The organism is Myroides odoratus (assembly GCF_001549985.1).
Taxonomy (GTDB): Bacteria; Bacteroidota; Bacteroidia; order Flavobacteriales; family Flavobacteriaceae; genus Flavobacterium; species Flavobacterium odoratum_A.
In genome coordinates this window covers 186,015-203,549 of record NZ_LROZ01000006.1, presented here as the reverse complement: position 1 = coordinate 203,549, position 17,535 = coordinate 186,015, and the positions used below count along the sequence as shown (strand labels likewise).

Here is a 17,535-nt window from a genome sequence, read left to right as displayed (position 1 = left end):
ATTATTTGCTTAAATTTTCAACAATTCCAGCCACAGATCCCTCTGTCAAGACTAAGCTTCCCGCGTTTAAAATAGCGTAAGTACTTAATTCTGAGTTAGTTACAACAGCAGCCTTCTCTAAATTGCGTGATGACAAATATACATTTTTATTTGATTCACCCAACACAAATAGAGATTTTTTATTTTCTAACCCTAAAGCTTTCAATACACTAATGAAATTTTTAGTGCTTGGTGCTTCGAAGTTAAAGTTTTCTAAAACGATTAAGTTCTCTTCACGAACCTTAATTGAAAACGCTGATTTTCTAGCCAAACGTTTTAAGTTCTTATTCAATTTGAAAGAGTAGTTTCTTGGTCTTGGTCCGAAAACTCTTCCTCCTCCTCTGAATACTGGCGACTTGATGCTTCCTGCTCTCGCCGTTCCAGTTCCTTTTTGCTTTTTAATCTTACGCGTACTTCCAGAGATTTCAGCTCTTTCTTTAGCTTTATGTGTACCTTGTCTTTGATTTGCTAAATATTGTTTAACATCAAGATATACTGCGTGATTATTTGGCTCAATTCCGAATACTGAATCTAAAAGTTCAACTTTTCTTCCAGTATCTTTCCCTGTAATATCTAAAACTTTTACTTCCATTACTTCTGAATGATTACATAAGAGTTTTTGTGTCCTGGAATAGCTCCTTTTACAACAAGTAGGTTCTTATCAGCCACTACTTTTAAAACTCTAAGATTTTGTACTGTTACATTTTCTCCTCCAGTTCTTCCTGCCATACGCATTCCTTTGAATACTCTAGATGGATAAGAAGAAGCTCCTACAGAACCTGGCGCTCTTAAACGGTTTTTTTGACCGTGAGTAACTTGTCCTACCCCGCCAAATCCATGACGTTTAACAACCCCTTGGAAACCTTTTCCTTTAGATACACCTTGAACGTCTACGAATTCTCCTTCAGTGAACAAATCAACAGTGATAACATCACCTAATTTGTGCTCTCCTTCGAATTCTTTGATTTCAACGACTTTTCTTTTAGCAGATGTTCCCGCTTTCTTAAAGTGACCTAACTCAGCTTTAGTAGCGTGTTTCTCTGTCTTGTCATCGAAACCAAGTTGTAACGCTTCATACCCGTCAACCTCATTGGTTCTGACTTGGGTAACGACACATGGACCAACTTCGATTACTGTACATGGAATGTTTTTTCCATTTTCGTCGAAAATACTAGTCATGCCGATTTTTTTACCAATTAACCCAGACATAAATATTTAATTAAATTATTTGAAACTTATTTAAAAGAATTAAGCATTAGCGTATTTCCACACTAATACTTAATCCTTATTCTTTTATTTTTCTTGAAATTACTTTCGGATTATCACACTTTAATTTCAACTTCTACACCGCTTGGTAACTCTAATTTCATTAAAGCATCAATTGTTTTAGAAGAAGAAGAATAAATATCTAACAATCTTTTGTAAGAACTAACTTCAAATTGCTCTCTAGCTTTTTTGTTTACGTGTGGTGAACGTAATACAGTAAAGATTTTTTTATCAGTTGGTAACGGAATTGGACCTGTTACTACTGCACCTGTACTTTTTACAGTTTTTACGATTTTCTCTGCTGATTTATCAACCAACATATGATCGTAAGATTTTAATTTTATTCTGATTTTTTGACTCATTTTTCTCTAAAATTAAGCGTTTCCTTTTGCTTTAGTGATTACAGCCTCTGAAATGTTTGATGGTGTTTCAGAGTAGTGAGAGAACTCCATTGTAGAAGTAGCTCTACCTGATGATAACGTTCTCAATGTAGTTACATATCCGAACATTTCTGATAATGGCACAGAAGCTTTTACAACTTTTGCTCCATTTCTATCATCCATGCTGTTGATTTGTCCACGACGACGGTTCAAATCCCCAACGATATCACCCATGTTTTCTTCAGGAGTCAATACTTCTAACTTCATGATCGGCTCAAGAATTACAGCACCAGCAGCTTTTGCAGCAGCTTTGTAACCCATTTTCGCTGCCAATTCGAATGATAATGCATCCGAGTCAACCGCGTGATAAGAACCGTCTGTTAAAGTAACTTTCATCGAATCCATTTCGAAACCTGCTAAAGGCCCTTGTTTCATCGCTTCTTTGAATCCTTTTTCTACAGAAGGAATATATTCTTTTGGTACGTTACCACCTTTTACCTCATTTACGAACTGTAATCCAACGAATGGTTTTCCATCCACTTCATCAGCAGGTCCAATTGTAAATACGATATCCGCGAATTTACCACGTCCACCAGATTGTTTTTTATAAGACTCTCTGTGTTGAGCAGCACGCGTAAGTGTTTCTTTGTATTCAACTTGAGGCTCACCTTGGTTCACTTCAACTTTGAATTCACGTCTCATACGGTCGATTAATACATCTAAGTGTAACTCACCCATACCAGAGATAACTGTTTGTCCAGATGCTTTATCTGTTTTCACAGTAAACGTTGGATCCTCTTCTGCTAATTTAGCTAAAGCAGTACCCATTTTATCCATATCCGCTTTTGTTTTTGGTTCAATAGCGATACCAATTACAGGATCAGGGAAGTCCATACTTTCTAATACGATAGGATATTTTTCATCACATAAAGTATCTCCAGTTTTAATATCCTTGAATCCTACAGCAGCTCCAATATCTCCAGCCTCAATATATTCGATTGGATTTTGTTTGTTCGCGTGCATTTGGTAGATACGAGAAATACGCTCTTTGTTACCAGAACGCGTGTTCAATACATAAGAACCAGCGTCTAAGTGTCCTGAATAAGCTCTAAAGAAAGCTAAACGACCTACGAAAGGATCGGTAGCGATTTTAAATGCTAATGCAGCAAACGGCTCAGTAACTGAAGGCTTACGTACAACTGGCTCTTCAGTATCAGGATTTGTTCCTTCGATAGCTTCCTTGTCCATTGGAGAAGGTAAGTAACGACAAACAGCATCTAACATAAACTGAACACCTTTGTTTTTGAATGATGATCCACAAGACATTGGGATGATACTCATATCTAATGTAGCAGCACGTAATGCTCTGTGAATTTCGTCCTCAGTAATTGAGTTCTCATCTTCCATATATTTTTCAAGAAGGTTCTCGTCATAAGCCGCGATCTCCTCGATTAATTGACCTCTGTATTGTTTAACATCATCGATCATATCAGCAGGAATGTCAACAACGTCAAAAGTAGAACCATGATTTTCATCATGCCATACAATTGCGCGGTTTTTCACTAAGTCAACGATCCCTTTGAAATCTGCTTCATCACCAATTGGTAAAACGATTGGCACAGCGTTTGATTTCAACATATCTTTAACTTGTTGACATACTGCTAAGAAGTTAGCTCCTTGACGGTCCATTTTATTAACGAATCCCATACGAGGAACTTTGTAGTTATCAGCTAATCTCCAGTTAGTTTCAGATTGTGGCTCAACACCATCAACTGCACTAAATAAGAATACTAATCCATCTAATACACGTAAAGAACGGTTCACCTCTACTGTAAAGTCAACGTGACCCGGAGTATCAATAATATTGAAGTGGTACTCCATAGACTCAGCTATCTTCTCACCTTGTTTTGTTGGGAAATTCCAAGTACAAGTAGTCGCTGCTGAAGTAATAGTAATACCTCTTTCCGCCTCTTGCTCCATCCAGTCCATAGTAGAAGATCCTTCGTGAGTTTCTCCCATTTTATGGTTTTTACCTGTATAGAACAAAATACGTTCTGTAGTAGTTGTTTTACCAGCATCGATGTGAGCAGCGATACCAATATTTCTTGTATATTTTAAATCTCTTGCCATTGTATAATTTTTCTGTATGGATTAAAATCTAAAGTGAGAGAACGCTTTATTAGCTTCAGCCATTTTATGCGTATCCATTCTCTTTTTAACCGCAGCACCTTCTTCTTTAGCAGCAGCTAAAATTTCAGAAGCTAATCTTGCAGCCATGGATTTCTCATTTCTTCTTCTCGCATACAAAATCATCCATTTCATTGCCATAGAAATTTTTCTATCTGGACGAATTTGCATAGGAATTTGGAATGTAGCACCTCCAACACGACGAGAGCGAACCTCTACGTGTGGCATAACGTTAGTTAAAGCCTCTTTCCAAATTTCCAATGAAGTTTTCTCCTCATCTTGTTTTTTCTCTTCAACGATTGCTAAAGCATCATAAAATACTTTAAAAGCCGTAGACTTCTTACCGTCCCACATTAAGTTATTTACAAAACGCGTCACTAATTGATCATTAAATTTCGGATCTGGTAAAAGAGGTCTCTTTTTCGCCTGTCTTTTTCTCATGTCTTTTTCTTAAACGTTTAAACGATTATTTTTTGTCTTTAGGGCGTTTTGCACCATATTTAGATCTTCTTTGAGTTCTACCGTTTACTCCAGCAGTATCCAAAGCTCCACGTACGATGTGGTATCTAACACCTGGCAAATCTTTTACCCTTCCTCCTCTAACTAATACTATCGAGTGCTCTTGTAAATTGTGTCCTTCTCCTGGGATGTAAGCGTTTACTTCATTACCATTTGTCAAACGTACCCTTGCAACTTTACGCATTGCAGAGTTAGGTTTTTTAGGTGTAGTAGTATAAACACGCGTACAAACTCCTCTTCTTTGAGGACAAGAATCCAAAGCAACCGATTTACTCTTCTTAGTTAATTGGGTTCTCCCTGTTCTTACTAATTGTTGAATTGTTGGCATAATGTTTATTAATAATTTCTACAATATATTATTCCCCACTATATACGGGGTTGCAAATGTAGAAAGTTTTTTTCTTTTTTCAAAAGACAATTTATTAATTTTCAAGTAATTTATTTATTTTATTCTTTAAGTCTCAGCTTCTTACTTTTTTTATTTTACTTTACACGTAAATATATCGCCCAAGTGTTCAAGTCTATTCTCCCTTTTTTTTTCTTGTTATTCCTGTGTTTAGCCTCCTATGGTCAAAATACAGCCCTGACGCTTGAACTAACTTCAGCGCAAGCGAAAGAGCGCGAATTGCTTCGCAACTTGGGGTACAAAAAAAATCACCCTGATTTACAATCCATTAAACAAACACTAGATAGTATTGATCAGCTTTTGTATCGAAAAGGCTTTTTGTCTTTCACAAAAGATAGAGAACAACAAGAGGAAGCCTTAGTATACACCTATATATTAGGAGATCCTATTCGCCAAGTTGTTTTATCGAATAAAAACTTAGATCCATCCCTTCAGCAACGACTTGGTTTTACCCAAGACAGCCTTCGCTTCGATTTTGAATTACTCTCAGCGAAGTTGCAACAATACACGCAGCTCTTGGATCAAGAGGGATTGGGAATGTCTGCTCTACAATTGAGTAATCACAACATCCTAAATAACACTTTATACTGTGACCTCCAGCTCAATTTGACACAAAGCAGAAAATTAAATAACATTGCCATCCAAAGCAGCGGTCAGGTTCCTGAAAAAATCATCAGACAGGTTACGAAGCGCTACCTCAATAAACCGTATAGTGATCAACTCGTTTCTAATTTAACTGAAACCTTAAATGAATTGGATTTTTTAAAGCAATATAAAACACCGGAAACCCTATTCACTGCAGATAACACCACACTATATCTTTACCTAGACAAGGTCAACACCAATACCTTTGATGGTTTTATGGGATTTAGTACAGATGAAAATGAAAAATTTACATTAGCAGGATATTTGGATTTAGCCTTAAACAATGTATTAAATAAAGGAGAAACGCTTCAATTATATTGGAGAAGCGATGCGAACAAACAAACCCAATTTGACTTCAAGACTTCTTTTGTTTACTTATTTAATACTCCACTCAACCTTAGCGGTCAGCTGAACATACAAAAACAAGATACCATTTATCAAAACACCAAGCTAGCCTTGCAAATTGGTTATGCAATTCAATACAACCAAAACATCAAAGTAGGTTATCAAAGTACTTCTTCAACAACTACGAGCATCTTACCTTCCATGGCAAATTTTGACAGCAAATTTTACACCCTTAATTATACCTTAATTAAGAAGAGAAATTACCTGCCTTTATTTCCTGTCAATTATTCTTTAGATGCCCTAGTAGGTACAGGAAATCGTACAACAGAAGAAGCGAAAGAATCACAATACATCCTGCAACTTCAAGCCAATAAAAACATTGAGTTAGCTCCTAAGCACTTTTTCTATATCAATTGGACTTATTATTCACTCTTTAGTAAAGATTACCTCGTAAATGAATTGTATCGCTTTGGTGGTACACAATCGCTACGCGGTTTTCAAGAAAACAGCTTGCTAGCCAATCAGCTAAACTTAATCAATACCGAGTATCGCTTTTTAGTTCATCCTAGTCTCTATTTACATACGATATTTGATTATGCGCTACAAGAATATAAACCTTTAGATCAAAAACATACCTTATATAGTATCGGTATGGGGTTAGGATTCATTACCTCTTCTAGCTATTTCAACCTTTCTTTTGCCAATGGCAAGCAGCCTGGTATCCCCTTTTCCTTTGACAACACCACGATACACATTGGGTTTAAAACCCTCTTTTAATTTTCTTTTATCCTTTACCTCGAAATGGATACAAAAGTTTAGTTGTAAAACAAAAAACATCAAATGATTATTAAAAATATAGCTACATTTGCACCATGGATCAGGAGAATCAAATTTTTGGTATTCGTGCGATAATCGAAGCCATTGAAGCAGGAAAAGATATAGATAAAGTATTCTTACAAAAGGATGCTCAAGGTGAATTAATGAATGAGTTAATCAAGTCATTGAAGAGAAATAACATTAATTTCTCTTATGTGCCTATTGAGAAACTGAATCGCTTAACGAAAAAAAATCACCAAGGGGCTATCGGAACGATTGCACCTATTACTTTTGTCACTTTAGAAGCGTTAGTTGAAACTACATTAGAGAAAAAAGAAAAACCTTTATTTGTTGTTTTGGATCAATTATCAGATGCGCGTAATTTTGGTGCTATCATTCGTACAGCAGTTTGCTGTGGGGCTGATGGAATCATCATTTCTAAAAATGGCGCTGCTCCTGTAAATGGAGATACCATAAAAACTTCTGCTGGTGCTGTATTCAATATTCCGATTTGTAAAGTAGACCACATTAAAGATGCTGTTTTCTATTTACAAGGATCTGGAGTTATGACGATAGGTGCTACTGAAAAAGCAGAAAAGGAAATTTACGATGTAGATTTAAATATCCCTTTAGCGATTATCATGGGTAGTGAAGACAGAGGAATCAATCCATCTGTATTAAAAATCATCGACGAAAAAGCGAAACTTCCTATGTTTAGCAGCATTGATTCTCTAAATGTATCTGTTGCTTGTGGTGCATTTTTATATGAAATTATCAGACAACGAAGATAAGTTATGAGTTATGGGTTATGGGTTATGAGAAAAGCTTAAACTTATAGTAACGTTTAAAATAAAAAGGAACGGATTGCAATTGCAATCCGTTCCTTTTTATTTTAAACAATATTCTTTTATTGTACTCTGCAAAATACAAGAGTAAATGGCTCCACAAAATCTATCCTTTTCTGTCTATCATAAGGGTTTAGTAGTAGCTTTGTTGGACATTCCTTGGACAATGCTTGGAGATTCCTTGGAAAACACCCCCTTTTGTCGAAGGAATGTCGAAGGAATGTCGAAGGAATCTCCAAGGAAAGTCGAAAGAACCTTATACAATACCCTAAGCCAATGTTTCTTATTTTAGGATGATGTTATTTTTTTGCTTTTGCAAAACTTCTCCTTTCCCCTTTCCTATCTCCATTTTCTCATTTCCCATAAACAATAGGCAAAGTAGTTCGATAGGGATTTTTCAAATCGATTGCGACCTGTACTTCTTTTGGTATAATTACAAAGTTTCCATTTTCATCAAAACATTGCATAAAGGGGTCGAGTTCTGGTTCATAATTTGGTGATTGCCATTCATATTTATATATGGTCTCTGCATATTCAGGATTCTTCAATACAAAAGACAAGATCATACCTGTAATGAATCCACTCAAATGCCCTTCCCAAGAGATTCCTTCCTCAATATCAGGAAAGACATACCAAATCATACTTCCATAGAGTACAACAATTAAAAGCGAAAGGGCTACTAAACGAAAATACTTGGTTTGTATTCCTTTAAAAAACATATAGCTCACAAGTACATAAATCAATCCACTTGCACCGATATGATAGCTTTCACGAGCAATCAACCACGTTCCAAATCCAGAAAACAAAATCCCCCATCCCAGCACTTGCCATACTTGTTTCTTATAAAAAAATTGCAACAACAAAAGCAAGACAAATAAAGCCACTGAGTTGTTATATATATGTTTGAGTCCTCCATGAATAAAAGGGCTAAAAAGAATTCCTCTCAATCCTTTTAGCGTACGAGGATAAACGCCATATTGATAGAGTTGTAAATAGTCCTTCCAATCCAACCAATATACACTCCATATCACCATCAAGAATACGATAGGCAGTATAATTAGATTAGCCGTCACGACAAGTTGCTTATCTTTCATTTGCATGTTTTCGTTAGTACATAAAACATAAAGATATAAAATAGTCTTTCAAATCAACCATACAAACTACATGGTTTTCAGTACAATTTTGGTTGACTGTTTTTTATTCGGCATTATAGGTTGTATTTTTGTATTTCTCAAAATCATATAGTCATGGATGCACCATTAGCAGAACGAGTACGACCACAAACCTTAGCAGACTATGTTAGTCAGGCTCATTTAGTGGGTGAACAAGGAATTTTAACGAAGCAATTACAAACTGGCTTTATTCCTTCTTTGCTATTTTGGGGTCCTCCAGGTACAGGAAAGACAACGTTAGCCGAAATTATGGCCAAAGAGAGTCAGCGTCCTTTTTATGTTTTGAGTGCAATTAATTCTGGTGTTAAAGATGTGCGAGAAGTTATTGAAAAGGCTAAATCTAATCACGGGTTATTTACGGCTCGCAACCCTATTCTATTTATAGATGAGATTCACCGTTTCAGTAAGTCGCAACAAGATTCGCTTTTAGCTGCGGTTGAACGCGGTTGGATTACCCTTATTGGAGCTACCACAGAAAACCCTAGTTTCGAAGTAATCCCAGCTTTGCTTTCCAGATGTCAGGTATATACCTTACATGCTTTTACAAAAGAAGACTTACGTGCTTTATTGGATCGCGCAATTGAAAAAGATTCATTCCTGCGCTCCAAACGCATCACCTTGCAAGAAACAGAGGCGCTCTTCCGCGTATCGGGTGGAGATGGGCGAAAGCTACTCAATACCTTTGAGCTAATTGTAAATGCCACAACAGGAGACGATGTCGTGTTGACGAATGATTATGTGATGCAAGTTGTTCAGAAAAACACGGTACTCTATGACAAAACAGGGGAACAACATTACGATATTGTATCCGCTTTTATCAAGTCTATTCGCGGGAGTGATCCCAATGGAGCTGTATATTGGTTGGCGCGTATGATTGAAGGTGGGGAAGATGTCAAATTTATTGCGCGTCGTTTGGTGATTGCTGCATCTGAAGATATAGGCAATGCCAATCCTACGGCTTTAATTATGGCAACCAATACTTTTCAGGCCGTATCTGTGATTGGTTATCCAGAAAGTAGAATCTTATTAAGTCAATGTGCTATTTATTTAGCTACTTCGCCCAAAAGTAATTCTACTTATATCGCTATTGGCAAAGCCCAACAACTAGTAAAACAAACCGGTGATTTATCTGTTCCTATTCACCTGCGCAATGCACCTACCAAATTAATGAAGGAATTAGGATATGGGGAAGACTATAAATACTCTCATGACTATCCCAACAATTTTGTTGATCAGGAATTTCTGCCAACCGAATTAAGTGGCACGGTTTTATACGAACCTGGGCAAAACAGCAGAGAAAACGGCACGCGTGATTTCTTAAAAAACAGATGGCAATTCAAATACAACTATTAATACAAAAGCCTGCTATTACAGCAGGCTTTTTATATCTAATAATGTATTGACTTGAGGTAAGGTTGTTGGAACAGTTTTATGGTGTTCATTATAATAAATCACATCCATTCCTATATTTTGTGCTCCTTCAATATCTGCTAAAAGATTATCTCCAATCATAACTGTATCTTGCACTTGAGCTTTTGCCAACTGCAACGCATAAGTAAAGATCTTTGCATCGGGTTTTTTCACTCCTGCTAATTCAGAGTTAGTAATGGTTTGAAAGTAACCTCCCATTCCTGAATTTTTTATTTTTCTCGCTTGTACCTGATCGAATCCATTGGTGATGATATGCAACTTGTACTTCTCGTTCAAGTAATCTAAAATTTCAATTGCGCCATCAAACAAATGATTGTAATTTGGCAGATAAGAAAGATATCGATCTCCTACTTCTAACATACAATCTACAGATGTTGTATAAGCTAAAGAATTGAAGGTATCGCGAATTCTTCCTATACGGAGTTCCGCTTGTGAAATTTGATTCAAGCTATAGCGGTCCCAATATTCTGCATTAATACTTACATAGTAATTCAAGAATTGCTCAATTGTAAAAGGCAATTTCATTTCATGCAACACTTGCTCAAAAGCTAAAGCTGAATTTTTTTCAAAATCCCAAAGCGTATGGTCAAGGTCAAAAAATATATCGGTTTTATGTTCAAACTTTTTTAAAGACATTGGTACTTTTTCCTATTAAAGATACAAAAGTACGCATTTTGAAAAAAAATCCACATCAGAATCGTCCATGATCAGCAAAACTATAATAATCGTACTCTGTAATGATGAGATGATCTAAAATTGCAATGTCCATAATGTTTCCTGCATCTTTAATTTTTTCAGTAATCTGAATATCTGCTTCACTAGGTACAAGTTTACCCGAAGGATGGTTATGTACTAGAATTACAGCAGTCGCTTGTTTTTCTAATGCCAGTTTAAATAAAATCCTCAAATCAACCACGGTTCCCGCCATGCCTCCTTTACTAATATTGACTGCATCGATGAGTTGGTATTTGATGAAAGGCTCTGTATGATTGGCTACAACACCTCGTATATGATTAGCATTATTTAAAAAGACCACCCAAAACTCTTCATGGGGCAGCTCTCCTATTTTAGGTTGCATCAATTCAAACACATCCTGACTAGAGCCTATTTTATTTCTACTCAATTTATCTGCTATGCGCCGACGTTGTCCTAATTCTAATGCGGCTACGATAGCAATTGCTTTGGCTTCTCCTATTCCTTTAAAGCGCTGCAAATTCAATACAGACTGCCTCGCAAGTTCGGCTAAACTTGATTCATTCTCTTTTAAAATTCGACGACTGAGGTCTATTGCGGATTCCTCTTTATTTCCTGAACCAATTAAAATAGCAATTAGTTCTGCATCACTCAAAGCGCCTTTTCCTTTGAGTATGAGTTTTTCTCTAGGGCGATCGTCTTCTGCCCACGTGTTAATCGGTTTTTTTGTATCGGACATGTTGATATGATTAGTAGCTAGACTAATCTAACTGCTTCAAAAATCACTCCACATCTCAATGTTCTTTCTCGTATTCTTCGATTACTAAAGGTCTCAAAATAAAAAATCCTTTCAATGAAAGGATTTTTTTATTTATAACGTCTGAATAAATTCATTCAAATCTAATCCGCCATAATCTCCGGAACTCATAAATAGCAATACACTATCTTTTAGGTCTAGGTTTTTTATGTAGGTTTTAAAGTCGTCTGCATTAGTATAGGTTATCAACGCTGGTAGTTCAAAAGCAGTCTTCATTTGCTCGGCTGTAATTTCAGGCATGCGCTTAATTTTTAACGCATCCAACGAATAAAACACCACCGCTTGATCCGCTGCATCTAAACTTCCTTTATACTCTGATAGAAAATCAGCATTTAAACTACTATAGGTATGCAATTCTAAACAAGCCACTACCTGTTTGTTGGGGTATTGTTCACGAACCGCTTTCATCGTTGCCTTTACTTTACTTGGCGAATGTGCAAAATCTTTATACACCACTGTAGTTCCTTCATCGTACAATTTTTCCAGGCGCTTAGAAGCTCCTTTAAAACTTGTAATCGCATCGAAGAAATCATCTTCGTCAATTCCCATATTCTGACATACCCACTTAGCTCCACTAATATTGTTTATATTGTGTTGACCAAATACTTCTAATGGCATTGGTCCTTCTGAAGTAATTAGATATGCTACTCCATCTACAATTTCATTTTCCAACGTTGTATAAGGAATCTTGCGAATAGGATTTGTGCTTTCTTCCGCAATTTGCTTCACTATAGCATCTTCTTCATTGTAGATTAAAATACCTCCATTGGTAATTTTATCAATAAAAATACGGAATTGATCAACGTAATTCTCGAAAGTAGGAAACACATTAATATGATCCCAAGCGATACCACTAAGCAGAGCAATATTAGGTTCATATAAATGAAACTTTGGTCGTCTATCAATAGGAGAAGATAAGTACTCATCCCCTTCTATCAGCATAAAATCATTGTCATCGGTCAAATTCACCATACGATCAAATCCTTCTAGCTGTGCGCCTACTAAATAGTCTACCTCAACACCATGGTAATTCAAGACATGTAACACCATAGAAGTAATGGTTGTTTTACCATGTGATCCTCCAATCACTACACGCGTTTTATTTTTTGCATGTTCATAAATAAACTCAGGATAGGAGTAGATTGTAAGACCTAATTCTTTTGCTTTAATCAACTCTGGATTATCTTCTTTTGCATGCATACCCAAGATTACGGCATCAATATCCGCTGTAATTTTCTCTGTATACCATCCTTCTTGTTCTGGCAACAAGCCTTGTTTTGCCAATCGTGTTTTAGAAGGTTCAAAAATAGCATCATCACTTCCTGTAACAATATCGCCTTTTGCATGTAAGGCTAAGGCTAAATTGTGCATGGCGCTTCCTCCGATTGCAATAAAATGTATGCGCATTATCTATCTATTTAAGTCGATTTGTAATTGGCGTTAAAATTACGATTTTATTACTGAAAAAACAGGATACTTTTCGCAATGCTTCATGAAAAAACAGCTGATTCTCGTCTTTTACTTTTTAGTTTTACTAACGCATTACTTCTTTACTCTCAGGTGTTTTCCTGTCAAATTCAATATCAAATTCCACTTGCACCCGTCATTTTTACTATTTTATTAACATTTAAGAAAAAATATATCGTATTTTCGTCAAAATTTTATTCAAAAAATCGCCCTATGGACAATTACACTCCGCCACCATTACCATCACAGAAAAGTGGTAATAACACACAAGTTTTAGGTATTTTATCACTTGTTTCAGGTATTATTGCTTTACCTGCTTCTTTCATCCCTTGCTTTGGTATGATTGCAATCATTGTTTCAGTTGCAGCTATTGTATTGGGAATCTTGGCTATTTCTAGCGCAAAAAAACACAGCGAATCTAAAGGTTTAGGAATTGCTGGTCTTGTTCTTGGAGCTATCAGCTTCGCTATCATTCTACTTTGGGGTCTTCTATTTGCTTCTGTAACAACAGCAGCAATCAAAAACATTGATGAAGTTCAGAAAGAGTTAGATAGTATGAATAATCAAGAGTACGAATACTACGAAGAAGATGAGTCAGATTCACTTCACAATCAAGAAGACAGTTTATTTATAGAAGAACAAGTAGCAGAATAAAGAGTGACAAATTACAAGATTATCAATTGGATTTTTTTCTCCCTTATGCTGTGCTTATTTGGGTATATTTTTCTACTCACTATCACAACCTCAACCACGCTAAGTATTCGTTCCGCTTGTGAAGGACTGCCAGAAGCTTTGTGTAAAAGTAGAGGGTTAACCCGAGATTTTATGGCCTTACTAAGGGGCAAAAAAGAGTTGATTAATCCTTATAGCTATTCGATATTTTTGTTTTTTGTTTATGTAGGGTTTTCAAGAGGTATATTACTTTTACTACCTGCTACACGGTACAACAAACAAGTAATGCTCATCGATATAGTTATACTTTGTATCTTCTTTTTATATGCTTTTCTACCTCTGTTAGGATTGACTTAAAAAATAAAAACAGCTTGCAATTGCAAGCTGTTTTTATTTGTGGCTTATTGTAATACTAAAGCCAATATAAAAAAGCAGTAGGAAACACGGAGTCTACTACTGCTTTTATTCTTATTTTTTCACAATGTTCATCTCTTCGATGATGTGTTTTGCATCAGCAAACTTGTCAATAATAAACAACACATAACGAATATCAACGTTGATTGTACGTTGCAATTCTGGATCGTAAATTACGTCTCCTGCCATTGCTTCGATGTTTCCGTCAAAAGCCAATCCAATTAACTCTCCTTTTCCGTTTAATACAGGTGAACCAGAGTTACCTCCTGTAATATCGTGGTTTGTTAAGAAGTTTACTGGCAAGTGTCCTTCTTTATCTGCATACATACCGTAATTAGCAGTCTTATACAAATCGATTAATTTTTGTGGTACTTCAAACTCTTCATCACCTGGTACGTGTTTTGCAATCGTACCTTTTAATGTAGTATACCAATTTTCTTTTGCGTCATTAGCTTTTTCACCTCTTGGTAACCCTTTTACTGTTCCATAGGTTAAACGCAATGTCGAGTTAGCATCTGGGTAGTATTTCCCTGTTGGGTTACTACGTCTTACTCCATCAACAAATAGACGATATGCTTTTTGGTACTTATCTTCTAATTTCGCTAATTCATCGCTTTTTGCACGGTATTGCTCCATAATAGAAACTGATAATTTCAATAATGGGTCTCTGCTAATAGTACCACTTGTTGGTTTAGCAATGAAAGCTAATACTCTTTCTTTGTTAGCAAACACACTTTCTTCAAAGGCTTTGTTTACAAATTTAGCAAAGTCGCCGTTGTATTCTTTTTGAATTTGCGCTACATAAGGAGCGATTGCATATCCTTCAGATTTTGTAGCATACAACTCCAATTGTTTTGCCAACATTTCTTTTTCTAATGCTTCACTTTGTCCGTCATAGATCTCATTAACATAAGCAACGAACTCATCATGCATTTCTTTTCTTTTCTTATCATCTCCAGCAGCATAAGCTTCCATTCCTCCAGATAAACGATAAGGAGCAGCAGCTAATGCAGACGTACGCAACATCGTCATCAAATAATTGTCATGACGTGCTTTTGTATTTGTCGCATTATAGAAAGCATTGATATCGTTAATTACATTACCGAATTCTGCTTTATTATCTTTCTTATCAGCCCAATGTTGGAATTCTTTTTCTGCTGTTGTTTTCGTAGCTACTGTTTGGTGTTGATTTAAAGCATCAATCATCCCTTGTCTATTTTTCCAGTAGTTCGCTACACCTGCATATTTAGAAGCATAATTTAAACGCACAGCATCATCATTAGCCATGTGTTTTTTCATCACATCCATTCCTAATTTAGATCCCTCAACCCAAGCTGGGTATGCAAACTTAATATTTTGCTCTACTCCTTGTGCTGGCATCCAACGGTTTGTTCTTCCAGGGTATCCTAAAATCATAGAGAAATCACCTTCTTTAATTCCAGCGATAGAAACTGGTAAAGAATGTTTCGGTTTCATTGGAACGTTTGCAGCATTATATTCTGCTGGGTTACCATTTTTATCAGTATAAACGCGGAACATTGAGAAATCACCTGTGTGACGTGGCCACTCCCAGTTGTCTGTATCTCCACCAAATTTTCCAATACTATTTGGAGGTGTACCTACTAAGCGAACATCATTGTAATCTTCATATACAAAATAGTAGTATTCATTTCCTTGGAAGAAAGATTTTACTGATACCGTATATTTTCCATCGCCATCATTTTCTTTTTGAATTTTAGCAATCTCTTGGTTGATTACTTTTTCTCTTTCCTCCTCCGTCATTTTATTATTAACCTGTGATAAGATACGTTTAGTCACGTCATCCATACGAACGAAGAAACGAACAGATAAACCTTTTGCTGGTCTTTCTGCAGCTTTGTCTTTCGCCCAAAATCCATTAGTTAAAATATCATCTTCTGGTGTAGATAAGCTAGCAATCTTATCATATCCACAGTGGTGGTTTGTCAAAACCAATCCTTGATTTGAGATTATTTCTGCAGTACATCCTCCATCAAATTGCACAATTGCATCTTTTAATGAATGATTATTAATACTGTAAATTTCTTCAGCCGTAAGCTGTAATCCCATTTTTTCCATATCGCGTTGATTCAAACGCTCGATGAACATTAAAAACCACATTCCCTCATCGGCCTTCAATTTGATAGGCGCAACAAGTAAAAATGCCGTCAGTAATAAAACGATTTTTTTCATAATTATAATAGTATGTTACTTAGTTTGCGAAGATAGTTTAATAAACAAAATAATTAATCCTTCTCTTCATCATTTTTATTGGTACTCTGGTTCAAACAAGTGTTTTTCTCCTCTATTTCACAAGATTCATCAAAACCATATTTATCTTTTAATTCATCCGCTACAGATTTATTCCACAATTTAATTCCCGTCATATACGCCGTTCTTGCAATTAAGAAGGCAGCTACTGGTGAGGTAATAAACAAGAAGAAAACAATCGCAAACACTTTGGTGGTAATAGAAAACTCTGAGAAGTGAATGGCTGCAGCTCCGAGGATACATCCGATTCCCAACGTTGCTGCTTTAATTGTAATGGAAAGTCTGGTATAAAAATCGGGCATTCTAAAAATACCGATAGAAGCAATTAAAATAAAAATTGCTCCTAGTGTGCTTAATATCATGATTAGTAAATCAGTCATCTCTATCTCTTTTATCTAAGTAAAACGAAAAGGCTACAGTACTCAAGAACGCAATCAGCGCCATGATGACAGCCACGTCTAAAAAAATAGGGTTATTGGCGATTAAACTAAATAGTCCAATAAATCCAACTCCGACGGTAATCAGTAAATCAATAGCCACTACGCGATCCGCCACTGTAGGTCCTTTTAAAAATCGAATAAAAATCAAGATTAAGGACAAACAGATGATCGGCATTACCACATAGATCAAATAGGTTTCTACTCTCATCGTAAAATAGCTAATAGTTTCTTTTCAGTTCTTTCTTTCATGCGTTGAATGAATTTATCTTTATCCTTTAGGTACATGGTATGAATAAAGATATGGCTTTTATCATCTGCAATATCAATTACCATTGTTCCAGGTGTAAGCGCAATAATGTTCGCTAACATGGTAATTTCAAAATCTGTTTCCGCATCGATTTCGTATTTAATAATTCCTGGCGTTGTATGGTAATTGGGTGTAATTACATCCATCGCCACTTGTAAATTTGCTTGTAGCATATCCACAAAGAAGTAAAAAATAAAAACGATAATTTTAGGTACGCGATAAAAGTATTCCTTATCGGCTTTATTGGAAGAGGTTTTCGTCAACATCCATAGGATAAAGAAACCAGCTACCCCTCCAAAGAAGAAGTTGGCGTAGTTTAATTGTCCTGTTAGCGCAACCCAAACAAAGGTCAATAAGATATTAAGTAAAAAATATTTTAACATAC

At 36.0% G+C, this 17,535-nt stretch carries 18 protein-coding genes; 4 read left to right on the top strand and 14 right to left on the bottom strand.

What is annotated here, in order from left to right:
* Position 1: 1 nt before the first annotated feature.
* From rplD to rpsL, 6 genes are all read right to left on the bottom strand, one after another.
* Complete coding sequence (gene rplD / locus AWV75_RS08985; RefSeq protein WP_002987518.1) at positions 2–631, bottom strand: 50S ribosomal protein L4; 630 nt, start codon at positions 629–631, stop codon at positions 2–4.
* A complete protein-coding gene (gene rplC, locus AWV75_RS08980; RefSeq protein ID WP_002987519.1) occupies positions 631–1,248 on the bottom strand; it encodes a 50S ribosomal protein L3 in 618 nt (205 codons plus the stop codon). The genes rplD and rplC overlap by 1 nt, the downstream gene beginning before the upstream one ends.
* Before the next feature lie 113 nt (positions 1,249–1,361).
* A complete protein-coding gene (gene rpsJ / locus AWV75_RS08975) occupies positions 1,362–1,667 on the bottom strand; it encodes a 30S ribosomal protein S10 (RefSeq protein WP_002987520.1) in 306 nt (101 codons plus the stop codon).
* A 12-nt stretch (positions 1,668–1,679) separates the two neighbouring features.
* Positions 1,680–3,815 carry an elongation factor G gene (gene fusA, locus AWV75_RS08970; RefSeq protein ID WP_060874039.1) on the bottom strand — a complete coding sequence of 712 codons (2,136 nt, stop codon included), beginning with the start codon at positions 3,813–3,815 and terminating at the stop codon, positions 1,680–1,682.
* A 21-nt stretch (positions 3,816–3,836) separates the two neighbouring features.
* The gene (rpsG, locus tag AWV75_RS08965; RefSeq protein WP_002987522.1) at positions 3,837–4,313 is read right to left on the bottom strand and encodes a 30S ribosomal protein S7; all 477 of its coding nucleotides are present in this window, start codon (positions 4,311–4,313) and stop codon (positions 3,837–3,839) included.
* 25 nt (positions 4,314–4,338) lie between these two features.
* The gene (gene rpsL / locus AWV75_RS08960; protein WP_002987523.1) at positions 4,339–4,719 is read right to left on the bottom strand and encodes a 30S ribosomal protein S12; all 381 of its coding nucleotides are present in this window, start codon (positions 4,717–4,719) and stop codon (positions 4,339–4,341) included.
* 183 nt (positions 4,720–4,902) lie between these two features.
* Between rpsL and AWV75_RS08955 the strand changes: the two genes are divergently transcribed.
* The gene (locus AWV75_RS08955) at positions 4,903–6,564 is read left to right on the top strand and encodes a hypothetical protein (protein WP_060874038.1); all 1,662 of its coding nucleotides are present in this window, start codon (positions 4,903–4,905) and stop codon (positions 6,562–6,564) included.
* Between the two features lie 95 nt (positions 6,565–6,659).
* On the top strand, positions 6,660–7,394 hold the full coding sequence (gene rlmB, locus AWV75_RS08950) for a 23S rRNA (guanosine(2251)-2'-O)-methyltransferase RlmB (RefSeq protein ID WP_060874037.1): 735 nt from the start codon (positions 6,660–6,662) through the stop codon (positions 7,392–7,394).
* A gap of 407 nt (positions 7,395–7,801) precedes the next feature.
* Here the strand turns inward: rlmB and AWV75_RS08945 are convergent, their stop codons facing one another.
* The gene (locus AWV75_RS08945) at positions 7,802–8,542 is read right to left on the bottom strand and encodes a rhomboid family intramembrane serine protease (RefSeq protein ID WP_060874071.1); all 741 of its coding nucleotides are present in this window, start codon (positions 8,540–8,542) and stop codon (positions 7,802–7,804) included.
* 153 nt (positions 8,543–8,695) lie between these two features.
* On the opposite strand from AWV75_RS08945, the gene AWV75_RS08940 reads away from it, so the two are divergent.
* Positions 8,696–9,973 carry a replication-associated recombination protein A gene (locus AWV75_RS08940; protein WP_060874036.1) on the top strand — a complete coding sequence of 426 codons (1,278 nt, stop codon included), beginning with the start codon at positions 8,696–8,698 and terminating at the stop codon, positions 9,971–9,973.
* Between the two features lie 15 nt (positions 9,974–9,988).
* On the opposite strand, the gene AWV75_RS08935 is transcribed toward AWV75_RS08940, so the two are convergent.
* The 3 genes from AWV75_RS08935 to AWV75_RS08925 all read right to left on the bottom strand — a co-directional run bounded on the left by AWV75_RS08935 (position 9,989) and on the right by AWV75_RS08925 (position 12,968).
* Positions 9,989–10,687, bottom strand: coding sequence for a YjjG family noncanonical pyrimidine nucleotidase (locus tag AWV75_RS08935; RefSeq protein ID WP_060874035.1), 699 nt, complete (start codon positions 10,685–10,687; stop codon positions 9,989–9,991).
* A gap of 55 nt (positions 10,688–10,742) precedes the next feature.
* Positions 10,743–11,483 carry a JAB domain-containing protein gene (locus tag AWV75_RS08930; RefSeq protein ID WP_060874034.1) on the bottom strand — a complete coding sequence of 247 codons (741 nt, stop codon included), beginning with the start codon at positions 11,481–11,483 and terminating at the stop codon, positions 10,743–10,745.
* A 132-nt stretch (positions 11,484–11,615) separates the two neighbouring features.
* The gene (locus AWV75_RS08925; protein WP_060874033.1) at positions 11,616–12,968 is read right to left on the bottom strand and encodes a UDP-N-acetylmuramate--L-alanine ligase; all 1,353 of its coding nucleotides are present in this window, start codon (positions 12,966–12,968) and stop codon (positions 11,616–11,618) included.
* Between the two features lie 273 nt (positions 12,969–13,241).
* Between AWV75_RS08925 and AWV75_RS08920 the strand changes: the two genes are divergently transcribed.
* On the top strand, positions 13,242–13,682 hold the full coding sequence (locus tag AWV75_RS08920) for a DUF4190 domain-containing protein (protein ID WP_060874070.1): 441 nt from the start codon (positions 13,242–13,244) through the stop codon (positions 13,680–13,682).
* A gap of 486 nt (positions 13,683–14,168) precedes the next feature.
* Here the strand turns inward: AWV75_RS08920 and AWV75_RS08915 are convergent, their stop codons facing one another.
* The 4 genes from AWV75_RS08915 to AWV75_RS08900 are packed head-to-tail and all read right to left on the bottom strand — an operon-like array spanning position 14,169 to position 17,533.
* Positions 14,169–16,325 (bottom strand): S46 family peptidase, encoded by a 2,157-nt coding sequence (locus tag AWV75_RS08915; RefSeq protein ID WP_060874032.1) that lies wholly within the window; start codon positions 16,323–16,325, stop codon positions 14,169–14,171.
* 53 nt (positions 16,326–16,378) lie between these two features.
* Positions 16,379–16,783 (bottom strand): monovalent cation/H(+) antiporter subunit G, encoded by a 405-nt coding sequence (gene mnhG / locus AWV75_RS08910; RefSeq protein ID WP_060874031.1) that lies wholly within the window; start codon positions 16,781–16,783, stop codon positions 16,379–16,381.
* Positions 16,776–17,051, bottom strand: a complete 276-nt coding sequence (locus tag AWV75_RS08905; protein ID WP_002987537.1) for a cation:proton antiporter — start codon at positions 17,049–17,051, stop codon at positions 16,776–16,778. Before AWV75_RS08905 ends, mnhG begins: the two co-directional genes overlap by 8 nt.
* Entirely contained in the window at positions 17,048–17,533 is a 486-nt protein-coding gene (locus AWV75_RS08900; RefSeq protein WP_060874030.1) for a Na+/H+ antiporter subunit E, read from the bottom strand. Before AWV75_RS08900 ends, AWV75_RS08905 begins: the two co-directional genes overlap by 4 nt.
* Positions 17,534–17,535 lie beyond the last annotated feature (2 nt).

Excerpts from the sequence above, each read along its gene's own strand:
- rplD (WP_002987518.1), bottom strand. The coding sequence starts at position 631 with ATGGAAGTAAAAGTTTTAGATATTACAGGGAAAGATACTGGAAGAAAA.
- rplC (WP_002987519.1), bottom strand. The coding sequence starts at position 1,248 with ATGTCTGGGTTAATTGGTAAAAAAATCGGCATGACTAGTATTTTCGAC.
- rpsJ (WP_002987520.1), bottom strand. The coding sequence starts at position 1,667 with ATGAGTCAAAAAATCAGAATAAAATTAAAATCTTACGATCATATGTTG.
- fusA (WP_060874039.1), bottom strand. The coding sequence starts at position 3,815 with ATGGCAAGAGATTTAAAATATACAAGAAATATTGGTATCGCTGCTCAC.
- rpsG (WP_002987522.1), bottom strand. The coding sequence starts at position 4,313 with ATGAGAAAAAGACAGGCGAAAAAGAGACCTCTTTTACCAGATCCGAAA.
- rpsL (WP_002987523.1), bottom strand. The coding sequence starts at position 4,719 with ATGCCAACAATTCAACAATTAGTAAGAACAGGGAGAACCCAATTAACT.
- rlmB (WP_060874037.1), top strand. The coding sequence starts at position 6,660 with ATGGATCAGGAGAATCAAATTTTTGGTATTCGTGCGATAATCGAAGCC.
- AWV75_RS08945 (WP_060874071.1), bottom strand. The coding sequence starts at position 8,542 with ATGAAAGATAAGCAACTTGTCGTGACGGCTAATCTAATTATACTGCCT.
- AWV75_RS08940 (WP_060874036.1), top strand. The coding sequence starts at position 8,696 with ATGGATGCACCATTAGCAGAACGAGTACGACCACAAACCTTAGCAGAC.
- AWV75_RS08935 (WP_060874035.1), bottom strand. The coding sequence starts at position 10,687 with ATGTCTTTAAAAAAGTTTGAACATAAAACCGATATATTTTTTGACCTT.
- AWV75_RS08930 (WP_060874034.1), bottom strand. The coding sequence starts at position 11,483 with ATGTCCGATACAAAAAAACCGATTAACACGTGGGCAGAAGACGATCGC.
- AWV75_RS08925 (WP_060874033.1), bottom strand. The coding sequence starts at position 12,968 with ATGCGCATACATTTTATTGCAATCGGAGGAAGCGCCATGCACAATTTA.
- AWV75_RS08920 (WP_060874070.1), top strand. The coding sequence starts at position 13,242 with ATGGACAATTACACTCCGCCACCATTACCATCACAGAAAAGTGGTAAT.
- AWV75_RS08915 (WP_060874032.1), bottom strand. The coding sequence starts at position 16,325 with ATGAAAAAAATCGTTTTATTACTGACGGCATTTTTACTTGTTGCGCCT.
- mnhG (WP_060874031.1), bottom strand. The coding sequence starts at position 16,783 with ATGACTGATTTACTAATCATGATATTAAGCACACTAGGAGCAATTTTT.
- AWV75_RS08905 (WP_002987537.1), bottom strand. The coding sequence starts at position 17,051 with ATGAGAGTAGAAACCTATTTGATCTATGTGGTAATGCCGATCATCTGT.
- AWV75_RS08900 (WP_060874030.1), bottom strand. The coding sequence starts at position 17,533 with ATGTTAAAATATTTTTTACTTAATATCTTATTGACCTTTGTTTGGGTT.